This window comes from Pseudomonas nicosulfuronedens (assembly GCF_005877905.1).
In the GTDB taxonomy this organism is placed as follows: domain Bacteria; phylum Pseudomonadota; class Gammaproteobacteria; order Pseudomonadales; family Pseudomonadaceae; genus Pseudomonas; species Pseudomonas nicosulfuronedens.
The window spans coordinates 155,853-175,912 of sequence record NZ_SWDV01000012.1 but is presented as its reverse complement, the minus strand read 5'-3'; the positions used below and the strand labels follow the sequence as shown (position 1 = coordinate 175,912).

Annotated in this window: 20 protein-coding genes; 13 read left to right on the top strand and 7 right to left on the bottom strand. The window is 64.0% G+C overall.

What is annotated here, in order from left to right:
* The first annotated feature begins 50 nt into the window (after positions 1–50).
* The 6 genes from ispF to rpoS all read left to right on the top strand — a co-directional run bounded on the left by ispF (position 51) and on the right by rpoS (position 5,008).
* Entirely contained in the window at positions 51–524 is a 474-nt protein-coding gene (ispF, locus tag FAS41_RS12630) for a 2-C-methyl-D-erythritol 2,4-cyclodiphosphate synthase (protein WP_138212686.1), read from the top strand.
* Positions 521–1,579, top strand: a complete 1,059-nt coding sequence (truD, locus tag FAS41_RS12625; RefSeq protein WP_138522668.1) for a tRNA pseudouridine(13) synthase TruD — start codon at positions 521–523, stop codon at positions 1,577–1,579. The genes ispF and truD overlap by 4 nt, the downstream gene beginning before the upstream one ends.
* Entirely contained in the window at positions 1,567–2,325 is a 759-nt protein-coding gene (gene surE / locus FAS41_RS12620; protein ID WP_024766059.1) for a 5'/3'-nucleotidase SurE, read from the top strand. Before truD ends, surE begins: the two co-directional genes overlap by 13 nt.
* Before the next feature lie 25 nt (positions 2,326–2,350).
* A complete protein-coding gene (locus FAS41_RS12615) occupies positions 2,351–2,986 on the top strand; it encodes a protein-L-isoaspartate(D-aspartate) O-methyltransferase (protein WP_088418250.1) in 636 nt (211 codons plus the stop codon).
* 73 nt (positions 2,987–3,059) lie between these two features.
* On the top strand, positions 3,060–3,908 hold the full coding sequence (locus tag FAS41_RS12610) for a peptidoglycan DD-metalloendopeptidase family protein (RefSeq protein ID WP_425048980.1): 849 nt from the start codon (positions 3,060–3,062) through the stop codon (positions 3,906–3,908).
* A 95-nt stretch (positions 3,909–4,003) separates the two neighbouring features.
* Complete coding sequence (gene rpoS / locus FAS41_RS12605; RefSeq protein WP_138522664.1) at positions 4,004–5,008, top strand: RNA polymerase sigma factor RpoS; 1,005 nt, start codon at positions 4,004–4,006, stop codon at positions 5,006–5,008.
* A gap of 433 nt (positions 5,009–5,441) precedes the next feature.
* Here rpoS and fdxA read toward each other — a convergent pair whose 3' ends face one another.
* Both fdxA and mutS read right to left on the bottom strand, forming a co-directional pair.
* A complete protein-coding gene (gene fdxA / locus FAS41_RS12600) occupies positions 5,442–5,765 on the bottom strand; it encodes a ferredoxin FdxA (RefSeq protein WP_015476292.1) in 324 nt (107 codons plus the stop codon).
* Between the two features lie 65 nt (positions 5,766–5,830).
* Entirely contained in the window at positions 5,831–8,404 is a 2,574-nt protein-coding gene (gene mutS, locus FAS41_RS12595; protein ID WP_171049478.1) for a DNA mismatch repair protein MutS, read from the bottom strand.
* An 82-nt stretch (positions 8,405–8,486) separates the two neighbouring features.
* Between mutS and FAS41_RS12590 the strand changes: the two genes are divergently transcribed.
* From FAS41_RS12590 to recX, 3 genes are all read left to right on the top strand, one after another.
* Positions 8,487–8,999: a CinA family protein gene (locus FAS41_RS12590; protein WP_138522662.1), complete on the top strand. Its 513-nt coding sequence runs from the start codon at positions 8,487–8,489 to the stop codon at positions 8,997–8,999.
* 85 nt (positions 9,000–9,084) lie between these two features.
* A complete protein-coding gene (recA, locus tag FAS41_RS12585) occupies positions 9,085–10,140 on the top strand; it encodes a recombinase RecA (RefSeq protein ID WP_138522660.1) in 1,056 nt (351 codons plus the stop codon).
* 5 nt (positions 10,141–10,145) lie between these two features.
* The gene (gene recX, locus FAS41_RS12580) at positions 10,146–10,610 is read left to right on the top strand and encodes a recombination regulator RecX (RefSeq protein ID WP_138522658.1); all 465 of its coding nucleotides are present in this window, start codon (positions 10,146–10,148) and stop codon (positions 10,608–10,610) included.
* Positions 10,611–10,673: 63 nt separating this feature from the next.
* Here the strand turns inward: recX and FAS41_RS12575 are convergent, their stop codons facing one another.
* Together FAS41_RS12575 and FAS41_RS12570 are read right to left on the bottom strand one after the other, a co-directional pair.
* Positions 10,674–11,747 (bottom strand): LOG family protein, encoded by a 1,074-nt coding sequence (locus FAS41_RS12575; RefSeq protein WP_138522656.1) that lies wholly within the window; start codon positions 11,745–11,747, stop codon positions 10,674–10,676.
* A 167-nt stretch (positions 11,748–11,914) separates the two neighbouring features.
* On the bottom strand, positions 11,915–13,336 hold the full coding sequence (locus FAS41_RS12570) for an MBL fold metallo-hydrolase RNA specificity domain-containing protein (protein ID WP_138522654.1): 1,422 nt from the start codon (positions 13,334–13,336) through the stop codon (positions 11,915–11,917).
* A gap of 125 nt (positions 13,337–13,461) precedes the next feature.
* Between FAS41_RS12570 and FAS41_RS12565 the strand changes: the two genes are divergently transcribed.
* Positions 13,462–15,867 (top strand): phosphoketolase family protein, encoded by a 2,406-nt coding sequence (locus FAS41_RS12565; protein WP_138522652.1) that lies wholly within the window; start codon positions 13,462–13,464, stop codon positions 15,865–15,867.
* Between the two features lie 39 nt (positions 15,868–15,906).
* Here FAS41_RS12565 and FAS41_RS12560 read toward each other — a convergent pair whose 3' ends face one another.
* Positions 15,907–16,122 carry a DUF3820 family protein gene (locus tag FAS41_RS12560; RefSeq protein WP_138522650.1) on the bottom strand — a complete coding sequence of 72 codons (216 nt, stop codon included), beginning with the start codon at positions 16,120–16,122 and terminating at the stop codon, positions 15,907–15,909.
* 9 nt (positions 16,123–16,131) lie between these two features.
* On the bottom strand, positions 16,132–16,539 hold the full coding sequence (locus FAS41_RS12555) for a quorum-sensing-regulated virulence factor family protein (protein ID WP_017518004.1): 408 nt from the start codon (positions 16,537–16,539) through the stop codon (positions 16,132–16,134).
* 298 nt (positions 16,540–16,837) lie between these two features.
* Here FAS41_RS12555 and FAS41_RS12550 point away from each other — a divergent pair, with 298 nt between their 5' ends.
* Positions 16,838–17,554 (top strand): tRNA-uridine aminocarboxypropyltransferase, encoded by a 717-nt coding sequence (locus tag FAS41_RS12550; protein ID WP_045210040.1) that lies wholly within the window; start codon positions 16,838–16,840, stop codon positions 17,552–17,554.
* Between the two features lie 163 nt (positions 17,555–17,717).
* Here FAS41_RS12550 and FAS41_RS12545 read toward each other — a convergent pair whose 3' ends face one another.
* Complete coding sequence (locus tag FAS41_RS12545; RefSeq protein ID WP_138522648.1) at positions 17,718–18,602, bottom strand: DMT family transporter; 885 nt, start codon at positions 18,600–18,602, stop codon at positions 17,718–17,720.
* A gap of 266 nt (positions 18,603–18,868) precedes the next feature.
* On the opposite strand from FAS41_RS12545, the gene erdR reads away from it, so the two are divergent.
* Together erdR and FAS41_RS12535 are read left to right on the top strand one after the other, a co-directional pair.
* Positions 18,869–19,519 carry a response regulator transcription factor ErdR gene (gene erdR, locus FAS41_RS12540; protein ID WP_138522646.1) on the top strand — a complete coding sequence of 217 codons (651 nt, stop codon included), beginning with the start codon at positions 18,869–18,871 and terminating at the stop codon, positions 19,517–19,519.
* A gap of 107 nt (positions 19,520–19,626) precedes the next feature.
* Positions 19,627–19,998, top strand: a complete 372-nt coding sequence (locus FAS41_RS12535; protein ID WP_138522644.1) for a diacylglycerol kinase — start codon at positions 19,627–19,629, stop codon at positions 19,996–19,998.
* Positions 19,999–20,060 lie beyond the last annotated feature (62 nt).

Here is a 20,060-nt window from a genome sequence, read left to right as displayed (position 1 = left end):
CGCGGTGATCCGGTAGAATCGACGCCCTGACATCTACAGGGCGTTTTTTCATGCGTATCGGACATGGCTACGACGTACACCGCTTCGGCGAGGGCGACTTCATCACCCTCGGCGGCGTGCGTATTCCCCACAAGTTCGGGCTCGTTGCCCATTCCGACGGCGACGTGCTGCTGCACGCGCTCTCCGATGCTCTGCTGGGCGCCTGCGCGCTGGGCGATATCGGCAAGCACTTCCCCGACACCGACCCGCAGTTCAAGGGCGCCGACAGCCGCGCGCTGTTGCGCCACGTACTGAGTCTGGTGGAGGCCAAGGGCTGGAAGGTGGAGAACGTCGACACCACCATCATCGCTCAGGCGCCGAAGATGGCACCGCACATCCAGAGCATGCGCGAAACCATCGCCGCCGACCTGAAGGTCGAACTGGACCAGGTCAACGTCAAGGCCACCACCACCGAGAAGCTCGGCTTTACCGGCCGTGAAGAGGGCATTGCGGTCCACGCCGTTGCCCTGCTGGTTCGCGCATGACGGAGCTGGAACTGCTGGGCCCGCGCGCCCATGGCGACGCCTGCGGAAGTGCCGTGCTCAAGGCGGTGGCGGAAGACTTCCAGGTCGACGAAGTGCTGGACATCCCGCTCTCCGGTGACGGCGAACACCTCTGGCTGTGGGTCGAGAAGCGCGGCCTGAACACCGAGGAGGCCGCCCGTCGCCTGGCCCGTGCTGCCGGCGTGCCGGTGAAGATGATCAGCTACGCCGGCCTCAAGGATCGGCAGGCGCTGACCCGCCAGTGGTTCAGCCTGCACCTGCCTGGCAAGTCCGATCCGGACTTGGCCGCTGCCGAGGACGACAGCCTGCGCATCCTCGAGCGCAATCGCCATCGCCGCAAATTGCAGCGCGGCGCGCATTCGGCCAACGGCTTTACCTTGCGCCTGACCGAATTGCAGGCGGACCGAGAGCAGCTCGAAAGGCGTCTGAAAGCCATCGTCGCCCAGGGCGTGCCGAACTACTTCGGTACCCAGCGTTTCGGCCATGACGGCGGCAACATCTTTGACGCCCGTGGCTTCGCCGAGCGCGGCAAGCTGCCGGAGCATCGCAACATGCGCTCGCGGATGCTCTCGGCGGCCCGCAGCTATATCTTCAACCAGGTGCTGGCCCGCCGCGTGGCGGAGGGCACGTGGAACCAGGCGCTGGTCGGCGACCTGCTGGCGTTCACCGACAGCCGCAGCTTCTTCCCCGCCGGCGAAGCGGAGTGCTCCGACCCGCGCCTCGTAGCACTCGACCTGCACCCCACCGGCCCAATGTGGGGTGAGGGCGGTTCGCCGGCGACGAGCCGTCCCGGAGAGATTGAAAGCAGCGTGCAGCAGGCGGAGATGGCGCTTTGCCAGTGGCTCGCCAGTGCGGACATGGCGCACGAACGGCGTATTCTGCGGCTCCCCATCCCGGGGCTTACATGGCATTATCCCGCCCCTGACATTCTGCAACTGGAATTCGTCCTGCCGGCTGGCTGCTTCGCCACCGTGGTAGTGCGCGAGCTGATCGACCTCGTGCCGGCAGGGCAGACGGAAAGCCCATGCGCATATTGATTGCCAACGACGACGGGGTCACTGCACCCGGTATCGCCGCGCTTCACGACGCGCTGTCCGATTATGCGGACTGCATCGTGATCGCCCCGGAAGCCGATCGTAGCGGAGCGAGTAGTTCGCTGACGCTGGATCGGCCGCTGCATCCCCATCGCCTGGGCAATGGTTTCATCAGCCTCAACGGCACCCCGACCGACTGCGTGCACCTGGGTCTCAACGGCCTGCTCGAAGAGGTGCCGGAGATGGTCGTCTCAGGCATCAACCTCGGCGCCAACCTGGGCGACGACGTGCTCTATTCGGGCACCGTGGCGGCGGCCCTGGAAGGCCGCTTCCTGTCCCGCCCGGCCTTCGCCTTCTCGCTCTGCTCGCGCCTGACGGACAACCTGCCGGCCGCGATGCACTTCGCCCGTCTGCTGGTGGAGTCCCATGAGAAGCTCGATCTGCCGCCGCGTACCGTGCTCAACGTGAACATTCCCAACCTGCCGCTGGAGCGCATCAAGGGCATCCAGTTGACCCGCCTGGGCCATCGCGCCCGCGCGAAGCCACCGGTCAAGGTGGTCAACCCTCGCGGCAAGGAAGGCTACTGGATCGCCGCTGCCGGCGATGCCGAGGACGGCGGCGAGGGCACCGATTTCCACGCGGTCATGCAGGGTTACGTGTCGATCACGCCGTTGCAGATGGACCGGACCTTCCGGGAGGCGTTCAATGTCCTTGGCGACTGGCTCGGAGGGCTCGACCATGGCCAATGAATTGTCGCGCCGCGGCGGGATTGGCATGACCTCCCAGCGCACCCGCGAGCGCCTGATCCAGCGTCTGTACGAAGAAGGCCTGTCCAACGCCCACGTGCTGGAAGTGATCCGTCGTACGCCGCGCCACCTGTTCGTCGACGAGGCGCTGTCGCACCGCGCCTACGAAGACACCGCGCTGCCCATCGGGCACAACCAGACCATCTCGCAGCCTTTCATGGTGGCGCGGATGACCGAGTTGCTACTGGCCGCGGGCCCGCTGGACAAGGTACTGGAGATCGGCACTGGCTCCGGCTACCAGACTGCCGTGCTGTCGCAACTGGTGGAGCGGGTGTTCTCCGTCGAGCGCATCCAGGCCCTGCAGGATCGCGCCAAGGAGCGACTTGCGGAGCTAAACCTGAGAAATGTTGTCTTTCGTTGGGGTGATGGCTGGGAGGGCTGGCCCGCTCTGGCGCCTTACAACGGCATCATCGTCACCGCGGCAGCGGCCGAGGTCCCGCAGGCGTTGCTGGATCAACTGGCACCCGGGGGGCGGCTGGTGATTCCGGTCGGCGGTGGCGAGGTGCAGCAACTGATGCTGATCGTCCGCACCGAGGACGGCTTCCAGCGCCAGGTGCTGGATTCCGTACGCTTTGTCCCGCTGCTCAACGGTCCGCTAGGCTGAGAGCAAGCCGTTCAAGGCTGCGGTAACAGCCGGCCAGTGAGGCTGGACGTCAATTCATGGATAAGGGGGATGGGTGAGCTTGACAGCGACCCTGTGTCAACGGAACTGGATCAAGGGCCTGGGCCACGCTGTGGTGGCCATTGCCGTCTGCTCTCTGCTGGCGGCCTGTTCTTCGACTTCGCGCAGCACCACGACCGTGGTGGACCGCAACGCGCAGCAGAAGCCGACTGTCACCAGCGGCCAGTACGTGGTGCGTCCCGGTGACACGCTGTATTCCATCGCCTTCCGCTATGGCTGGGACTGGAAAGCCCTGGCCGCGCGCAACAACATCTCCGCGCCGTACACCATTCGCCCGGGGCAGGCCATCCGCTTCGATGGTGGCTCGTCGATAGCGCCGTCTGTCGCAAAAAACACAACGCCTGTCGCGCCGGTAGTTGTCAACAAACCGACATCAACCCCGGCAACCGCCAGCAAACCGACCACTCCTGCCGTCACCACTCCCGCGCAGACGCCCGCCAGCGGCGGAACTCCGGCGGTCGCAGGGAGCGCTCCGGGGGGGTGGATATGGCCGACCAATGGCACTCTTATTGGGCGTTTTGCATCAAACGGCAGTTTGAATAAAGGGATTGATATAGGCGGGCAATTGGGCCAGCCTGTCCTGGCTGCGTCTAATGGCACGGTGGTGTACGCCGGTAGTGGTTTGCGGGGCTACGGCGAACTCGTGATCATCAAGCACAGCGATACCTACGTAAGCGCCTACGGTCACAACCGCAGGTTGCTGGTGCGGGAAGGGCAACAGGTCAAAGTCGGGCAGAACATTGCCGAGATGGGCTCCACAGGGACCGACCGGGTGAAGCTGCACTTCGAGATTCGCCGCCAGGGTAAACCTGTAGATCCGCTGCAATACCTGCCAAGTCGTTGACGCTTGCTGTTCCCCTGCGTGGGTGAGCGGGCCTAGGTGTCCTAAGGATAAGGACGCACCTGGGCTTGTTGTCGAACTCAGCAAGGGATAACGACATGGCACTTAAAAAAGAAGGGCCGGAGTTTGACGTCGATGATGAAGTGCTCCTGCTGGAGCCTGGCATCATCCTCGAAGAGTCATTTGCCGAAGAGCAGGTATCGCTTCGAGTCACTCCTAAAGCCACCTCACTCTCCTCTCTCAAGCAACACAAGCACATCGACTACACGCGGGCGCTCGACGCGACCCAGTTGTATCTGAATGAAATCGGTTTCTCGCCGCTCCTGACGCCGGAAGAAGAAGTCCACTTTGCGCGCCTCGCGCAGAAGGGCGACCCGGCTGGTCGGCGGCGAATGATCGAAAGCAACCTGCGTCTGGTGGTGAAGATCGCGCGACGTTACGTCAATCGCGGTCTTTCCCTGCTCGACCTGATCGAAGAGGGCAACCTCGGGCTGATCCGCGCGGTGGAGAAATTCGACCCGGAGCGTGGCTTCCGCTTCTCCACCTATGCGACCTGGTGGATTCGTCAGACCATCGAACGGGCCATCATGAATCAGACCCGCACCATCCGTTTGCCAATCCACGTGGTGAAGGAGCTCAACGTCTACCTGCGGGCCGCTCGCGAGCTGACCCACAAGCTGGACCACGAACCGTCGCCCGAGGAGATCGCCAACCTGCTCGAGAAGCCGGTGGAAGAGGTCAAGCGGATGCTCGGTCTGAACGAGCGGGTCACTTCGGTGGATGTTTCCCTCGGCCCGGATTCGGACAAGACCCTGCTCGATACCCTGACTGACGACCGTCCCACCGATCCCTGCGAACTGCTGCAGGATGACGACCTCAGCGAGAGCATCGACCTCTGGCTGTCGGAGCTGACCGACAAGCAGCGTGAAGTGGTGATTCGCCGCTTCGGCCTGCGCGGTCATGAAAGCAGCACCCTGGAGGAAGTCGGCCAGGAAATCGGCCTGACCCGCGAGCGGGTTCGGCAGATCCAGGTCGAGGCCCTCAAGCGTCTGCGCGAGATCCTCGAGAAGAACGGCCTGTCGAGCGACGCACTGTTCCAATAGTGTTCAGGTCGACAACGAAGAAGCCCGGATGATTCCGGGCTTTTTTATGCGTCGCGATGTAAGCATTCGCTTACACAGTGTGTGAGCGTTCAGCTTGAAGTGTCGCCAGCTCTGACGTCGAATTTTTGTATCTTATTGTTTTGTAAGTATTTTATTTCAATGAGGGGCGACATAAGTGGTAGCTGCGCGGAAGTGTCCCAGTTGCCGCGTTCCGCCAGACGGGTACTATCACTCCTGCGTACACGGAAAGGCGCAGGCCGGTAAGGATGTCGGTCAGGAACCCCCGCAGGATGCGGTTCATCAGGATGATGAAGAAGGGAAGAAAGAGTGGGCGGGTTATCCCGCCCCTTTTTTTGCCCGCGAAAAAGTGAAGCCCCAGATGCAGAAAGGCCCGCACTAGGCGGGCCTTTTCTATTTCTGGAGGTGCTGAAGATCAGCGCTCCAGGTACTGCATCTTGTTCGGCTTGCCGTCCCACTCTTCGGCGTCCGGCAGGGAGTCCTTCTTCTCGGTGATGTTCGGCCATACATCGGCCAGATCCTTGTTCAGCTCGATGAACTCCTGCATGCCATCCGGGACCTCGTCCTCGGAGAAGATCGCCTGTGCCGGGCACTCCGGTTCGCACAGGGCGCAGTCGATGCACTCATCCGGGTGGATGACCAGGAAGTTCGGGCCTTCGTAGAAGCAGTCCACCGGGCATACTTCCACGCAGTCGGTGTATTTGCACTTGATGCAGTTGTCGGTGACGACGAAGGTCATTTCTAATTTTCTCCTCAGGCGGGCGGCTAAGCGCGCGCGATTCTAGCAGCTTGTCCAGCGGTCCGTCAGACCCGCATCTTCCATGCATATAACAATTCGAGAGCTTGACGCGGAGTCAGGTCGTCGGGGCTGACACGCATCAGCTCTTCGACGATCGGGTGCGGCAGGCTGGCGAACAGGTCGCTTTGCAGTGGCGCCGGGCTTTTCGGGTCGGTCGAGCGCGGTGCTTCGTGGGGCAGACTGGTGGTTTCCAGGCGCGACAGATGCTCGCGGGCGCGCTGAATGACCGCACCTGGTACCCCCGCCAATTGTGCGACCGCCAAGCCATAACTCTGGCTGGCCGGGCCGGGGAGTACGTGGTGCAGGAACACGATGCGCTCGTTGTGTTCGGTGGCGTTCAGGTGGACGTTGGATACCGCCGGCTCGCTTTCGGGCAGCACGGTCAGCTCGAAATAGTGAGTCGCGAACAGGGTAAAGGCACGCAGTTTGGCCAGGTGTTCGGCTGCGGACCAGGCCAGAGACAGACCGTCGAAGGTGCTGGTGCCGCGTCCCACTTCGTCCATCAGCACCAGGCTGCGGTCGCTGGCGTTGTGCAGGATATTCGCGGTTTCGCTCATCTCCACCATGAAGGTGGAGCGGCCGCCGGCGAGGTCGTCGGAGGAGCCGATCCGGGTGAAGATGCGATCCACCAGCGACAGTTCACAGCGCGCGGCCGGGACGAAACTGCCGATGTGCGCAAGTAGCACGATCAGTGCCGTTTGCCGCATATAGGTCGATTTACCGCCCATGTTAGGGCCGGTAATCACCAGCATGCGGGTGTCTTCGTCGAGGTTCAGGTCGTTGGCGACGAATGGCGTATCCAGTACCTGCTCGACTACCGGATGGCGGCCTTGCTCGATAAGAATGCCCGACTCTTCGACGAAGCGCGGGCGGTTCAGGTCGAGGTTCAGCGCGCGCTCAGCGAGGTTGGACAGCACGTCCAGCTCGGCCAGGGCGGCTGCGGTGTCCTGCAGCGGCGCCAATTGGCCGATCAGCAGCTCCAGCAGCTCTTCGTACAGCTGCTTCTCACGGGCCAGGGCCCGGCTCTGGGCCGACAACGCCTTGTCTTCGAAGGCCTTCAGTTCCGGCGTGATGAAGCGTTCGGCGCCCTTCAGGGTCTGGCGGCGAATGTAATCGGCTGGAGCCTGTTCAGCCTGCACGCGCGGCAACTCGATGTAGTAGCCATGGATGCGGTTGTAGCCGACCTTCAGGTTCGGCAGGCCGGTGCGGGCCTTTTCGCGAGTCTCCAGGTCCATCAGGTACTGGCCGGCGTTCTCGCTGAGCATCTGCAGTTCGTCCAGCTCGGCGTCGTAGCCACGGGCAATGACGCCGCCATCGCGGATCACTGCGGGCGGATTCTCGATCACGGCGCGTGCCAGCAGGTCAGCCAGTTCCGGGTAGGTGCGGATGCTGGTGGCCAGTTCGCCCAGGTGCGGGGCCTCCAGCTCGGTCATGCCATTCTGCAGTTCCGGCAGGGCGGCAAGAGCATCGCGCAGGCGGGCGAGGTCGCGCGGGCGGGCATTGCGCAGGCCGATTCGGGCAAGGATTCGTTCGACGTCACCAATTTCCTTCAGCTGCGGCTGAAGAGTTTCGAAGCGATAGCGCTCCAGCAGGCATGCGATGGAGTCCTGGCGGGCTTCGAGTACAGCGCGGTCACGTAGCGGGCGGTTCAGCCAGCGGGTCAGCAGGCGGCTGCCCATGGCGGTCTGGCAACGGTCGACTACCGACTGCAGCGTGTTGTCGCGGCCACCGGCGAGGTTGGTGTCCAGCTCCAGGTTGCGACGGCTGGCACCATCGAGGATCACGGTGTCGTCGATACGCTCGTGACGCAGGCTGCGCAGGTGCGGCAAGGCAGTGCGCTGGGTTTCCTTGGCATAGGTCAGCAGGCAGCCCGCGGCGCCAATGGCCAGGGTCAGTTCCTGGCAGCCGAAGCCCTTGAGATCCTGCACGCCGAACTGCTGGCACAGTCCCTTTTTTGCCGAGTCGCGATCGAAGTCCCAGGGCGCACGGCGGTGCGCGCCACGGCGTTTCTCCGCCGGCAGGCCCTGGGGCCAGTCGTCGGGGATCAGCAGCTCGGCGGGATTCAGGCGCTCCAGTTCGGCCAGCAGGGTTTCCCAGCCTTTTATTTCCTGGACGTTGAAGCGACCACTGGTGATATCCAGCACGGCCAGACCGAAAAGGCGTTCGTCGCCCAGTACGGCGGCGATCAGGTTGTCGCGACGCTCGTCGAGCAGCGCTTCGTCGCTGACGGTGCCGGGAGTAAGGATGCGCACGACCTGGCGTTCCACCGGGCCCTTGCTGGTAGCCGGGTCGCCGATCTGTTCGCAGATCACCACCGATTCGCCGAGCTTCACCAGCTTGGCCAGGTAGCCTTCGGCGGAGTGGAAGGGAATGCCGGCCATGGGGATGGAGTTGCCGGCGGACTGGCCCCGAGCGGTCAGTGTGATGTCCAGCAGCTTGGCGGCCTTCTTGGCGTCCTCGTAGAACAGCTCGTAGAAGTCGCCCATGCGGTAGAACATCAGCTGGTCCGGGTGCTGGTTCTTCAGTCGCCAGTATTGCTGCATCATCGGTGTGTGGGCGGAGAGATCGCTCTGACTCATGGCTTCTGGCTGTCCGGCTTCAACATGCAAAAGCGCCTAGTGTACGGTATCCGCCTGGCCTTCTTTAACCCCGGAGCGCACTGTGCCCGTCACCGATTCCTTTATTACCGAACTCTCGGCCCGAGTTGGCGCGCGTCTCGCCACCAACCAACTGCGCGTTACCACAGCTGAATCCTGCACCGGTGGTGGCATTGCTGAAGCGATCACGCGTATCCCCGGCAGCTCCGCCTGGTTCGAGGCGGGCTACGTCACTTATTCCAACAACCAGAAGACCCGTCAGCTGGATGTGCCAGCCGAGTTGTTCACGCAAGTCGGTGCGGTGAGCCGGGAAGTGGTCGAGGCCATGGTCGCCGGTGCCTTGCCGCGTAGTGGGTCGGATATTGCCGTGGCGGTGAGCGGAATCGCCGGGCCGGATGGCGGTTCTGCCGAGAAGCCAGTAGGCACTGTCTGGCTGGCCTGGAGGAAGGGCGATCAGGTGTTCAGCGAACGCCGTCTGTATGCCGGTGATCGGGAAGCTGTACGCCGGCAGACCGTGGCGACCGCTCTGGAAGGGCTGTTGCGACTGGCGGACGGGGAAAATCCGATTCAGGGGTAGGCGAGCGGCTTGCCCTGTGGAATAATACTGTCTACTTATACAGTTGTTCGTGGCCGCCCGGCCGCCTGACTTCGCGAGGACTTCAATGGACGACAACAAGAAGCGCGCCCTGGCCGCGGCCCTGGGACAGATCGAACGCCAATTCGGCAAAGGCGCGGTCATGCGCATGGGCGACCATGAGCGCCAGGCAATCCCCGCCATCTCCACCGGCTCGCTGGGTCTGGACATCGCACTGGGCATCGGCGGCCTGCCGCGTGGCCGTATTGTCGAGATCTATGGCCCTGAGTCCTCGGGCAAGACCACGCTGACCCTGTCGGTCATCGCCCAGGCGCAGAAAATCGGCGCCACCTGCGCCTTCGTCGACGCCGAACACGCCCTGGACCCGGATTATGCCGGCAAGCTGGGCGTCAACGTGGACGACCTGCTGGTTTCCCAGCCGGACACCGGCGAACAGGCCCTGGAAATCACCGACATGCTGGTGCGCTCCAATGCCGTTGACGTGATCATCGTCGACTCCGTGGCAGCCCTGGTGCCCAAGGCCGAAATCGAAGGCGAGATGGGCGATCAGCACGTCGGCCTGCAGGCCCGTCTGATGTCCCAGGCGCTGCGCAAGATCACCGGCAACATCAAGAACGCCAACTGCCTGGTCATCTTCATCAACCAGATCCGTATGAAGATCGGCGTGATGTTCGGCAACCCGGAAACCACCACCGGTGGTAACGCGCTGAAGTTCTATTCCTCTGTCCGTCTTGACATCCGCCGCACCGGCGCGGTGAAGGAAGGCGACGAGGTGGTCGGTAGCGAAACCCGCGTCAAGGTCGTGAAGAACAAGGTCGCTCCGCCGTTCCGCCAGGCCGAATTCCAGATCATGTACGGCCGCGGCATCTACCGCACTGGCGAGATCATCGACCTGGGCGTACAGCTGGGCCTGATCGAGAAGTCCGGCGCCTGGTACAGCTACCAGGGCAGCAAGATCGGCCAGGGCAAGGCGAACGCCGCCAAGTTCCTGGAAGACAACACCGAGATCTGCAACACCCTCGACAAGGCTATCCGCGAGCAACTGCTGACCAACCAGACGCCGCCGACCAAGGCCGAGCTCGCCGCGGCGGAAGCTGAAGCGGAAGCTGAAGCCGACTACTGATAGCGATGACCGCCGAGCTTGATAACCCCGTCGCGGTACGACGGGTCGCCATGGACCTGCTGGCAAGACGCGAGCATGGCCGGGCGGAGCTCTCGCGCAAGCTGCGGCAACGCGGCGCCACGCAGGACCTGATCGACCCCGCCCTCGACCGTCTGGCCGAGGAGGGGCTGCTCAACGAAAGCCGCTACCTGGAAAGCTACATCGCCAGCCGTGCGCGAGCTGGTTATGGTCCGGTACGGATTCGCGAGGAGCTGTCGCAGCGGGGGTTGCCCCGTGGCGAAATCGATGGTGCGCTGAGTGAGTCGGATGTCGACTGGAACGAAAACCTGCGTGAGGTCTGGCGCCGCAAGTTTGCCCGGCTGCCGCAGGACGCCCGCGAGCGAGCCCAGCAGGGCAGGTTTTTGAGCTATCGGGGCTACTCGATGGAAGCCATCAGCCGGCTACTGAGCGGTCGGCGCTCGGATGATTGAACAAAGAAGGCACCCAACCGGGTGCCTTCTTTGTTTCCTGGCTCTGGAAAAAAGCTCTGGAAATCAGCGCTCCCAGTTCTCCGGCTGGTTGATGAAATTCAGCAGTTCCCGCAGGCGCCCCTGATCACGGCCGTTGAAGGCAAAAGCCAGGCGGGTCAGGTGGGCGAATTCCGGTTCGTCGAGTTCCGATTCGCTGTAGGGCTGCTGGTGGAAACCGTCGGTGACGCACAGGCCGCCGAATTCGCGCTCCAGCAACTGCAGCGCGCGCACGCTCAGCGGGTGGTTCAGGCGAATCACGAAGCGATCCTTGAGCCAGCGGCTGGAGTGGAAGTTGCTGTAGAACTGGGCGATCTCCTCGGCGGCTTCCTCGGCGGTATGCACCAGCGTCATCAGGTTCATGTCGCTGGGCAGGATGTAGCCGTTGTCTTCCAGTTGTTCCTTGATGAATTCGAGGGCGTGATCCCAATAGTGCCCGCCCGGCTGGTCGAGCAGGACCACCGGGACCAGCGGGCTCTTGCCTGTCTGTATCAGGGTCAGCACTTCCAACGCTTCGTCCAGCGTGCCGAAGCCACCGGGGCAGAGCACCAGGGCATCGGCTTCCTTGACGAAGAACAGCTTGCGCAGGAAGAAGAAGTGGAAGGACAGCAGGTTGCTGGTGCCGTCCACGGTGCGGTTGGCGTGTTGCTCGAACGGCAGGGTGATATTGAAGCCGAGGCTGTTTTCCAGCCCTGCGCCTTCGTGGGCCGCGGCCATGATGCCGCCGCCGGCGCCGGTGATGACCATCAGGTCGTAGCGGGCCAGGGTTTCTCCCAGCTCGCGGGCCAGCGCGTAGACCGGGTGGTTGGCCGGCGTGCGGGCGGAGCCGAACACCGTGACTTTGCGGCGACGCTTGAACTGCTCCAGGGTGCTGAAGGCGTGCTCCATCTCGCGCAGGGTCTGCAGCATGATCTTGGCGTCCCAGCGATTGCGGTCGGCCTGGGCCATGCGGGCGACGGTGGTGAGCATCTCGCGGTACAGCGGGAGGTTCTGGCTGTTGCCGGGAGCAGCCAGTTCGGCCAGCTCCTCGATTTTCTGCGCAAGGTCGGTGCCGCTGGTCTGGAAGTGTCTGGAGAGGTAGTCGTCGGGCTCATAGGGCATGTTGATACTCCTTGTTCATCAACCCCTGATCGCCTGTCCATGGGCGGCGCCGGCCATGCACGGTGGCTCTGGCTGTGACGCAATGGTGCTTCGCCGCACGCACAGGGTTCAGCAGGAGGCCTGCCGAGTCTGGCACGCGGGGTGTGACAGTCGGTGAGGCCCCGATTTCAGATGGCGATCCGGTCTCCGGGCTCCGGAATGTTGGCCGTCCAGTTCAGGCGATCCTGGAGTGCACCCTTGAGTACATCCATCTTTTCCCGCTCGCCATGTATCAGGTATAGCTCGGGTTTGTTCTCGAAGTGGCCAACCCACTGAATTAATTGTGATTGTCCCGCGTGAGCGGAGAACCCGCCGAGGGTATGGATCTGCGCTTTCACGCTGATCCGCTGGCGCAGGATACGCACCGTCTCCGCACCGTCGACGATGGCGCGGCCCAACGTTCCCTTGGCCTGGAAGCCGGGGAATACGATGTGGCACTCCTCGCGCCAAAGGTTGTGCTTGAGGTGGTGGACGATCCGCCCGCCAGTGCACATGCCGCTGCCGGCGATGATGATGGCGCCGCTCTTGATGCGGTTCAGCGCCATCGATTCATCCGCGCTCTGGGTGGTGCGCAGGATCGGCAGCCACTCGCCGACCTTGGCCGTGCCGGTGCCACGCATGTACTCGCGGTCGACATCGGCGATCTCGCCGATATGCTGCAGGTAGATATTGTTGGCTCGCGCCGCCATCGGGCTGTCGAGGTAGACGACCTGCTGCGGCAGGCGACCCTCCTGGTAGAAGCGCCCGAGGTAGTAGATCAGGTCCTGGGTGCGGCCCACGGCGAACGACGGGATCAGGACATTGCCGCCCTCGTTCTGCGCGCGCTGCAGGATGCCGGCGAGCTCCAGCAGGGTTTCGTTGGCGTCGCGGTGGTCGCGGTCGCCGTAGGTGGACTCCAGCAACACCACGTCGGCGCGGCTCAGCGGCGTCGGCGTGCGCATCAGCGGTGAGCAGGTGCTGCCCAGGTCGCCGGAGAACACCAGGCGGCGGGTCGAGCCGAACTCATGGATTTCCAGTTCGACGATGGCCGAGCCGAGGATGTGCCCGGCGTTGTGGAAGGTCACGCGGATGCCGCGCGCCACGTCCACGGTGCTGCCATAGCTGACGCGGCGGCGCTGGTTCAGTGCCCGGGAAGCATCTTCGACGGTGTACAGCGGCTTCACCGGCGGCTTGCCCAGGCGCGAGCGCCATTTGTTCTCCCACTCGGCGTCCTTCTCCTGGAGGTGCGCCGAGTCCATCAGCATCAGCTCCAGCAGATCGCAGCAGGATTCGGTGGCGTAGATCGGTCCCTTGTAGCCTTCCTTCGCCAGGCGCGGCAACAACCCGCTGTGGTCGAGGTGGGCGTGGGAGAGGACGACGGCGTCGAGTTCCTTCGGGTCGAAGGGGAAGGGTGTGCGGTTGGTCGCCTCGTTGTCGCGGGTGCCCTTGTTGCCGCTGCGCCCCTGGCGCATCCCGCATTCGAGCAGTACGCGGACGCCGTCGCGGGTTTCCAGCAGGTAGCAGGAACCGGTGACTTCCTGAATCGCGCCGATGAAGGTGAGAAGCGCCATGTCGTCTCCTTGTCGGAATTCTCTTTCAGCCTTGCTCGATTGGTCGGGGCGCTCGTTGATACATGTCAGCGCCCGTCCGATCTGTGGCGACCTAGACTTTCCGTCATAGCCAAGGGAGAGCCGATATGTCACAGATCCTGCCAAGCCCCGAGGAGCTTGCCGCCCATGCGGCAGCCGAGCCGGAATATGCCCGCTGGCTGCGAGGCCGTGGTCCGCTTCAGCATAGCGTGCAGACCCAGGCGGCGGTCTTTCGTGTCGCTCATCAATTGGTCCAGTACGGCCTGCAGCCTGATCTGGCCAGTGTCTATCGGCTATTCAGCGCGTTGGACCGCCTGACCTGCGCCGGCCTCTGGCTGGTGGCGCACATGACCTACGCCAGGCGCGTCCGCCTCGACGGTGCCCCCTTGCAGGCCGAGGATTTCAAGGCGCAGCCCGAAGGTCATACCGGCGGTGCGCTGAACATGGTGCCGGCCTATGCCGGTTACCTCGCCCTGAATGCCCTGAGTGGCAAGACCCGCGGCTGGCTGATGGGGCAGGGGCACTGTGTGGCGGCGATCGACGCACTCAACGTGCTCACCGGTAACCTGCATCCGGAGCAGGCCGCGGCCTACGGGAACGGCGAGGCCGGGCTGGACCGACTGGTGCAGGATTTCTACAGCTACGCGCAGAAGCCGGACGGCAAGGTCGCCGCTCCGTTGGGCAGTCACGTCAATCCGCATACCGCCGGTGGCATTGCCGAAGGCGGCTATCTTGGTTTTGCCGAGCTGATGTATGCGCATATGCCGCTACCGGGCGAGACCCTGGTGGCCTTCCTCTCCGACGGTGCCGCCGAGGAGCAGCGCGGCAGCGACTGGATCCCCCGCTGGTGGCGTGCCGAGGACTGCGGCACGGCGCTGCCGGTGATGATCGCCAACGGCCGGCGCATCGAGCAGCGTACCGACCTGGGCACTCACGAAGGGCTGGAAGGTTTCAAGCTGCACTTGCAGCGTTGCGGTTTCGACCCCATCAGCTTCGATGGACGCGATCCGGCGGCTTTCGTCTGCGCCCTCTGGGAGATGGAAGAGCGCCTGCAACACCGCCTCGACGAGAAGGAGCGCGGCATCCTGCGTTATCCGCTGCCGATTCCCTATGGCATTGCCGAGACGACCAAGGGCTACGGCTTCTACGGTGCCGGCAGTAATGCCGCGCACAACCTGCCGTTGCCGGGCAACCCCAGTGTGGACGCCGAGGCGCTCGATCTTTTCAATCAGCATGCGGCGCCGTTGTGGGTGGAGCCGGAGGAGCTCGCCGAAGCCTGCGGCCTGTTCTTGGCGTCGCACAGCGGCCGGGTGCTGGAGCGGGACAATCCACTGGCTGTGCGTCGGCCTATCGAGCCTTCGATTCCGCCGCTGCATTACCGCAACGACGAATGCTCGCCCATGGCCGCGCTGGATCGTTTCTATGTCGATCTGTGCGCCGCCAACCCGGACCTGCGTGCTCGCGTCGGCAACCCGGACGAGCTGGCGAGCAATCGCCTGGGCGGCGTGCTCAAGGCGCTGCGGCACCGGGTGAGCGAGCCGGAAAGCGATCTGGAGGCCGTCGATGGTCGGATCATCACTGCGCTCAACGAGGAAGCGGTGGTTTCCGCCTGTCTGGCCAACCAGGGCGGATTGAACCTGGTGGCCAGCTACGAAGCTTTCTGCGTGAAAATGCTCGGCGCGGTGCGCCAGACACTGATATTCGCCCGCCAGCAGAAGGAGGCCGGGCGCCCGGCGGGCTGGCTCGGCTGGCCGCTGGTGGTGACTTCGCATACCTGGGAGAACGGCAAGAACCAGCAGTCGCACCAGGACACCACCTTCTGCGAAGCGCTGCTGGGCGAGATGAGCGACATGGTGCGGGTGGTCTTCCCGGCTGACCACAACAGCCACCTGGCTTTGCTGCCGGACATCTACCGCAGTCGCGGGCAATTGGCCTGCGTCGTGGCACCCAAGCGTGACCGTCCGGCAGTGTTCAACCAGGCCCAGGCGGAACAGCTGGCCCGCGATGGCGCGATCCTGATGGATGAACACCCCGGCAACGAACCGCTGCTGCTGATTGCCAATGGCAGCTACCAACTGGCCGAGATGCGTCGCGCCGCGTTGCGGCTGGAGGAGGCCGGATACCCCTATCGGCTGGTCTATCTGCAGGAACCGGGGCGCTTCCGCGCGCCGCGTGACAACTGGGAGTTGCAGGCGCTGACGGATGAATCCATCGCCATGCGGCTGTTCCCCGATCACTACGAGCGCCGTGTGCTGCTCACTCACATGCGCCCGGAAGTGGCGCGGGGGCACCTCTGGCCGATCCTGCCGGATGCCTTGAAAACGGCGGTGCTTGGCTATCGCAACCAGGGCGGTACGCTGGACGAGGCGGGCATGCTATTCGCCAACCGTTGCAGCTGGGCCCACGTGCTGGCGGCCTGTGCGCGTTTGCTGGATGTTCCGCGCAGCGCCTTGCTGGCGCCGGACGAAGCGGCGGCGGTGGCGGGCAGGGAAAACCCGTTCGTGCTGCGTTGACGAGCGCTCGCGCAACCGCCGCAGGGCGGTTGCGCGGCCTCAGTGCTTGAGCGCTTTGATCAGGTCGTCGAGACCATCGATCTTCAGTTCCAGGGTCAGTTGCATCAGCCGCCCCAGTTCGCCGGCCGGAAACTGCCCCTTCTTGTGGAACCACAGCAGGTACTCGTCAGGCAGGTCGACCAGCATGCGGCCCTGGTACTTGCCGAAGGGCATCGGCGTGCGCGCGATCTTCAGCAGCATTTCCTTGTCGAGCATGGACGCGGCTTACTTCTTCAGCTTGATCTTGCAGCTGCCAGCATCGAAGCGCTCGGTGGCGACCGGAGCGTTGGTCTTGTACTCGGTGAAGCTGTAGGTGAGGATCGCGCCCTCGGCCAGCAACTGGCGGTAGGCGGTGTTGCTGCAGACGCTGTCGCCCAGCTGGCTGCGCACGCTGTCGGGGTTCTCGCGCATGCGTTCGGCATGGCTGGCGCGCACACTCAGGTGGTTGATCAACTGGGGGCCGTCGACGGTGTAGCCCTGGTCGAGGATGTCCTCGTTGATGGCGCGCGGGGTGCCTTCGCTGCTTTCCTTGGCGACCTTTTCCAGGGTCTGGGTCAGTTCGAAGTCCTTCTTCGACGCGGCGTGCGCGACGGGAATGACGAGGCAGAGGGCGAGGGCGGTGAGGCGCAGCATGGGCATCTCCTGACAATGGTGCCGATTCGACCGTGGCGAGCCTTCCGGGTTCGCGGGTCATTACAGCCGCCTATTGTCCCTTAAAACGACCTGCCTGCCGAGATTCGATTGCCGCAGGCCGCTGTCCGGCCCGCTGGGTCGCCAAATGGGTCAAGGAAGAGGCGGGTTCGCCGAGCCTATCGACGGTCGGCTGTGCGAGGGGCGGACCATGGCTCTGGTACAATCGGCGGTCCGCAACCGTCGTCCCGTTCGAGCCTTCGATGTCCCGTCCGCTTTTCCTCATCCCGGTGGCTGCAGCATGAGCCACGCCGTCGCCCGCCTTCGCGATGAACGCCTGGCCCGCTGCATCAAACCGTTCTTCGCCCGTGGCTCGCGCTCGCCGCGCTGTCCCGGCTGCCGTTTGCGGCCGAACTACTGCATGTGCAGCCTGCGCCCGCAGGTCGAGTCCAATTCGGCGATGTGTCTGGTGATGTTCGACACCGAACCGCTCAAGCCCAGCAACACCGGCTGGCTGATCGCAGAAACCGTACCCGAGACTTGGGCCTTCGGCTGGTCGCGCATCGAGGTCGACCCGGCGCTGCTGGCGCTGCTCGATGACCCGCAGTGGCAGCCGTACGTGGTGTTCCCTGGTGAGTTCGTCCAGCCCGAGCGCGTGGTGACCACGGTGGAGCCGCAGGACGGCAAGCGCCCGCTGTTCATCCTGCTCGACGCCACCTGGAACGAAGCGCGCAAGATGTTCCGCAAGAGCCCTTACCTGGATCGCTTTCCAGTATTGAGCATCACCCCCGATGCGCTGTCGCGCTATCGCCTGCGTCGCTCCAAGTTCGATGAGCACCTGTGCACCGCCGAGGTTGCCGCGCTTTGCCTCGGGCTGGCCGGCGACCGTCGTGCGGGGGATGCGCTGGATGCTTACCTGGATGTGTTCAGCGAGCGCTACCTGGGCTCCAAGCGCCAGCAGCCGCTGGATGAGCAGAGCCCGGCGCATCAGGCGTTGAGGCCGTTTACCGAGCGCTAGATCGGCCCTTCATCGCATGCATGTTTCTGATTTTCAGAGCGGGCGCCGAGGTGTGCGGTTCGCGAGCGAGCTCGCTCCTACGAAGAGCGCTCGTGCCGCCGAATCCCCAGCCTGTAGGAGCGAGCTGGCTCGCGAACAGTCTCGCTCCGTTGTGCAGTAGAGATCAGACCGCCTTCACCTCGGCCTTCTTCGGCCAAAGCTGCGCCACCAGCATGCCGGCGAGCATCAGCGCGCAGCCGAAATAACCACGCACATGCAGGGTCTCGTTGAGGAACAGTGCGCCGGCGATGGCGGCGAACACGGCCTCCAGAGAGAGGATGATCGCCGCGTGGGAGGCAATGGCGTGTTTCTGCGCGATGACCTGCAGGGTGAAGCCGGTGGCAACGCCGAACAGGCCACCGTAGATCAGCGCGGGGCCGGCCTGGATGATGGCATCGAGGCGGATCTCTTCGAACACCAGCGCGAGAATCATGCTTACCACCGCACAGGTCGCGAACTGCAGGAAGGCCAGTCGGATCGGGTCGTAGCGGCTGGCAAAAAGCCCCACCAGCAGCACGTGGCCGCCCCAGACGAAGGCGCCGGTCAGCTGCAGCCAGTCGCCGGAAGCAACGTGGAAGCCCGGGCCGATGCTCAGCATCGCCATGCCGGTCACGGCCAGTGCGCATCCCAGCCAGGTGCCCATGCCGGCACGATGGCCGATGAGCAGGCCGAGCAGCGGCACGATGATCACGTACAGGCCGGTGATGAAGCCGGAGTTGGTCACGCTGGTGAACATCAGGCCGACCTGTTGCAGGTTGATCCCCACGGTCAGTGCGGTACCGATGGCCAGGCCTGCCAGCAGCAGGCCGCGGTTGAACGGCTGGGCGCCGCGCTTGCTCGACCAGGCCAGCAAGGGCAGCAGTGCCACGGCGCCGAGGGTGAAGCGCAGGCCGGTATAGAGGAAGGGACCGATGGCATCCATCCCGAGGCGTTGCGCGACGAAGGAGACCCCCCAGATCATCGCGGTGAACAGCATCAGGAAATCGGCGCGCAGCGCATGGCTTTTCATCTTGTTCTCGTAACGGGCAGGAAAAAAAGCGGAACTCTGCCGTAACGCCGGGCCTTTGGAAAGGGGAGGAGGTTCCCGGCGGGCACAGTGGCAGGGGCTTTCAGGCCACGGTGTAAGTACCGTCCGGCGATGTATTCGCGGCGGACAGCGGATGTGGTCTTTGCGTACAATGCGACAAGTAGTGCTCTATCCGTGCTCCGACCTTTCGTGCGCAAGTCTGGCTGTTATCCGCGGCAGGACTTCGGCGCGGCCTTCAAGGAAAATTCATGGCTTCCTACGAGATCCTGATCGCTGACGATCACCCGCTGTTCCGCAGTGCCCTGCACCAGGCCCTGACCATTGGTCTTGGCCCCGAGGCGCGACTGTCGGAGGCAGCGAGTATCGCGGAGTTGGAGACGCGCCTGAACGAGAAGGCCGACTGGGACCTAGTGCTGTTGGACCTGAACATGCCTGGCGCTTATGGCTTCTCCGGCCTGGTGCTGCTGCGCGGGCAGTACCCGCAGATTCCGGTGGTGATGGTCTCGGCCCAGGAAGATGCCGCCGTGGTGCAGCGCTCCCGTGAGTTCGGCGCCAGTGGTTTCATTCCCAAGTCCAGCGAACTGAGCGTGCTGCAGCAGGCCGTGCGCTCGGTGCTCGATGGCGATGTCTGGTGGCCGCCGCAGGTGGACGCCGTGACCGAGATGAGCGAGGACGTCCGCGCTGCCAGCGCCGGTCTGGCCAGCCTCACTCCGCAACAGTTCCGCGTGCTGACCATGGTCTGCGAAGGCCTGCTGAACAAGCAGATCGCCTTCGAGCTGAGCGTTTCCGAAGCCACGGTGAAGGCGCATGTCACCGCGATCTTCCGCAAGCTGAATGTGCGCACCCGCACCCAGGCGGCACTGCTGCTGGCGCAGATGGAGTCGGTACCGGGGAACTGAGGTCGTCACATTCCGGCTGGGGAACCGTCACATTCTGTAATGGCCTTGACTCCTTTTTGACGATCGCTGGTATAGAGTGCCGCGACCTTTGCCTGTGAGAACCCCACGTGTCCGCCTCCCCCTTCAAGGGCCAGACCGGCCTGAAACGCATCTTCAACGCCGCCGGCTACTCCCTGGCCGGCTTCGCCGCCGCCTTCAAGGGTGAAGCGGCCTTCCGCCAGCTGGTTCTGATCAACGTGGTCCTGGTCCCGCTGTCGTTCTTCTGTGACGTCACTCGTGGCGAGCGCGCGCTGATGATCGCCGTGTGCCTGCTGGCGCTGATCGTCGAGCTGCTCAACTCCGCCATCGAGGCGGTGGTCGACCGGGTTTCCCTGGAGCGCCACCCGCTGTCGAAGAACGCCAAGGACATGGGTAGCGCCGCCCAATTCGTGGCGCTGACCATCATCACCGTGACCTGGGCAGGCATTCTGCTGGGCTGACAGGGTCGCCCGCAGGAGCGGAGCTTCTCTGCGAAATCCCGGCGCAACCGGGACCATCTGAG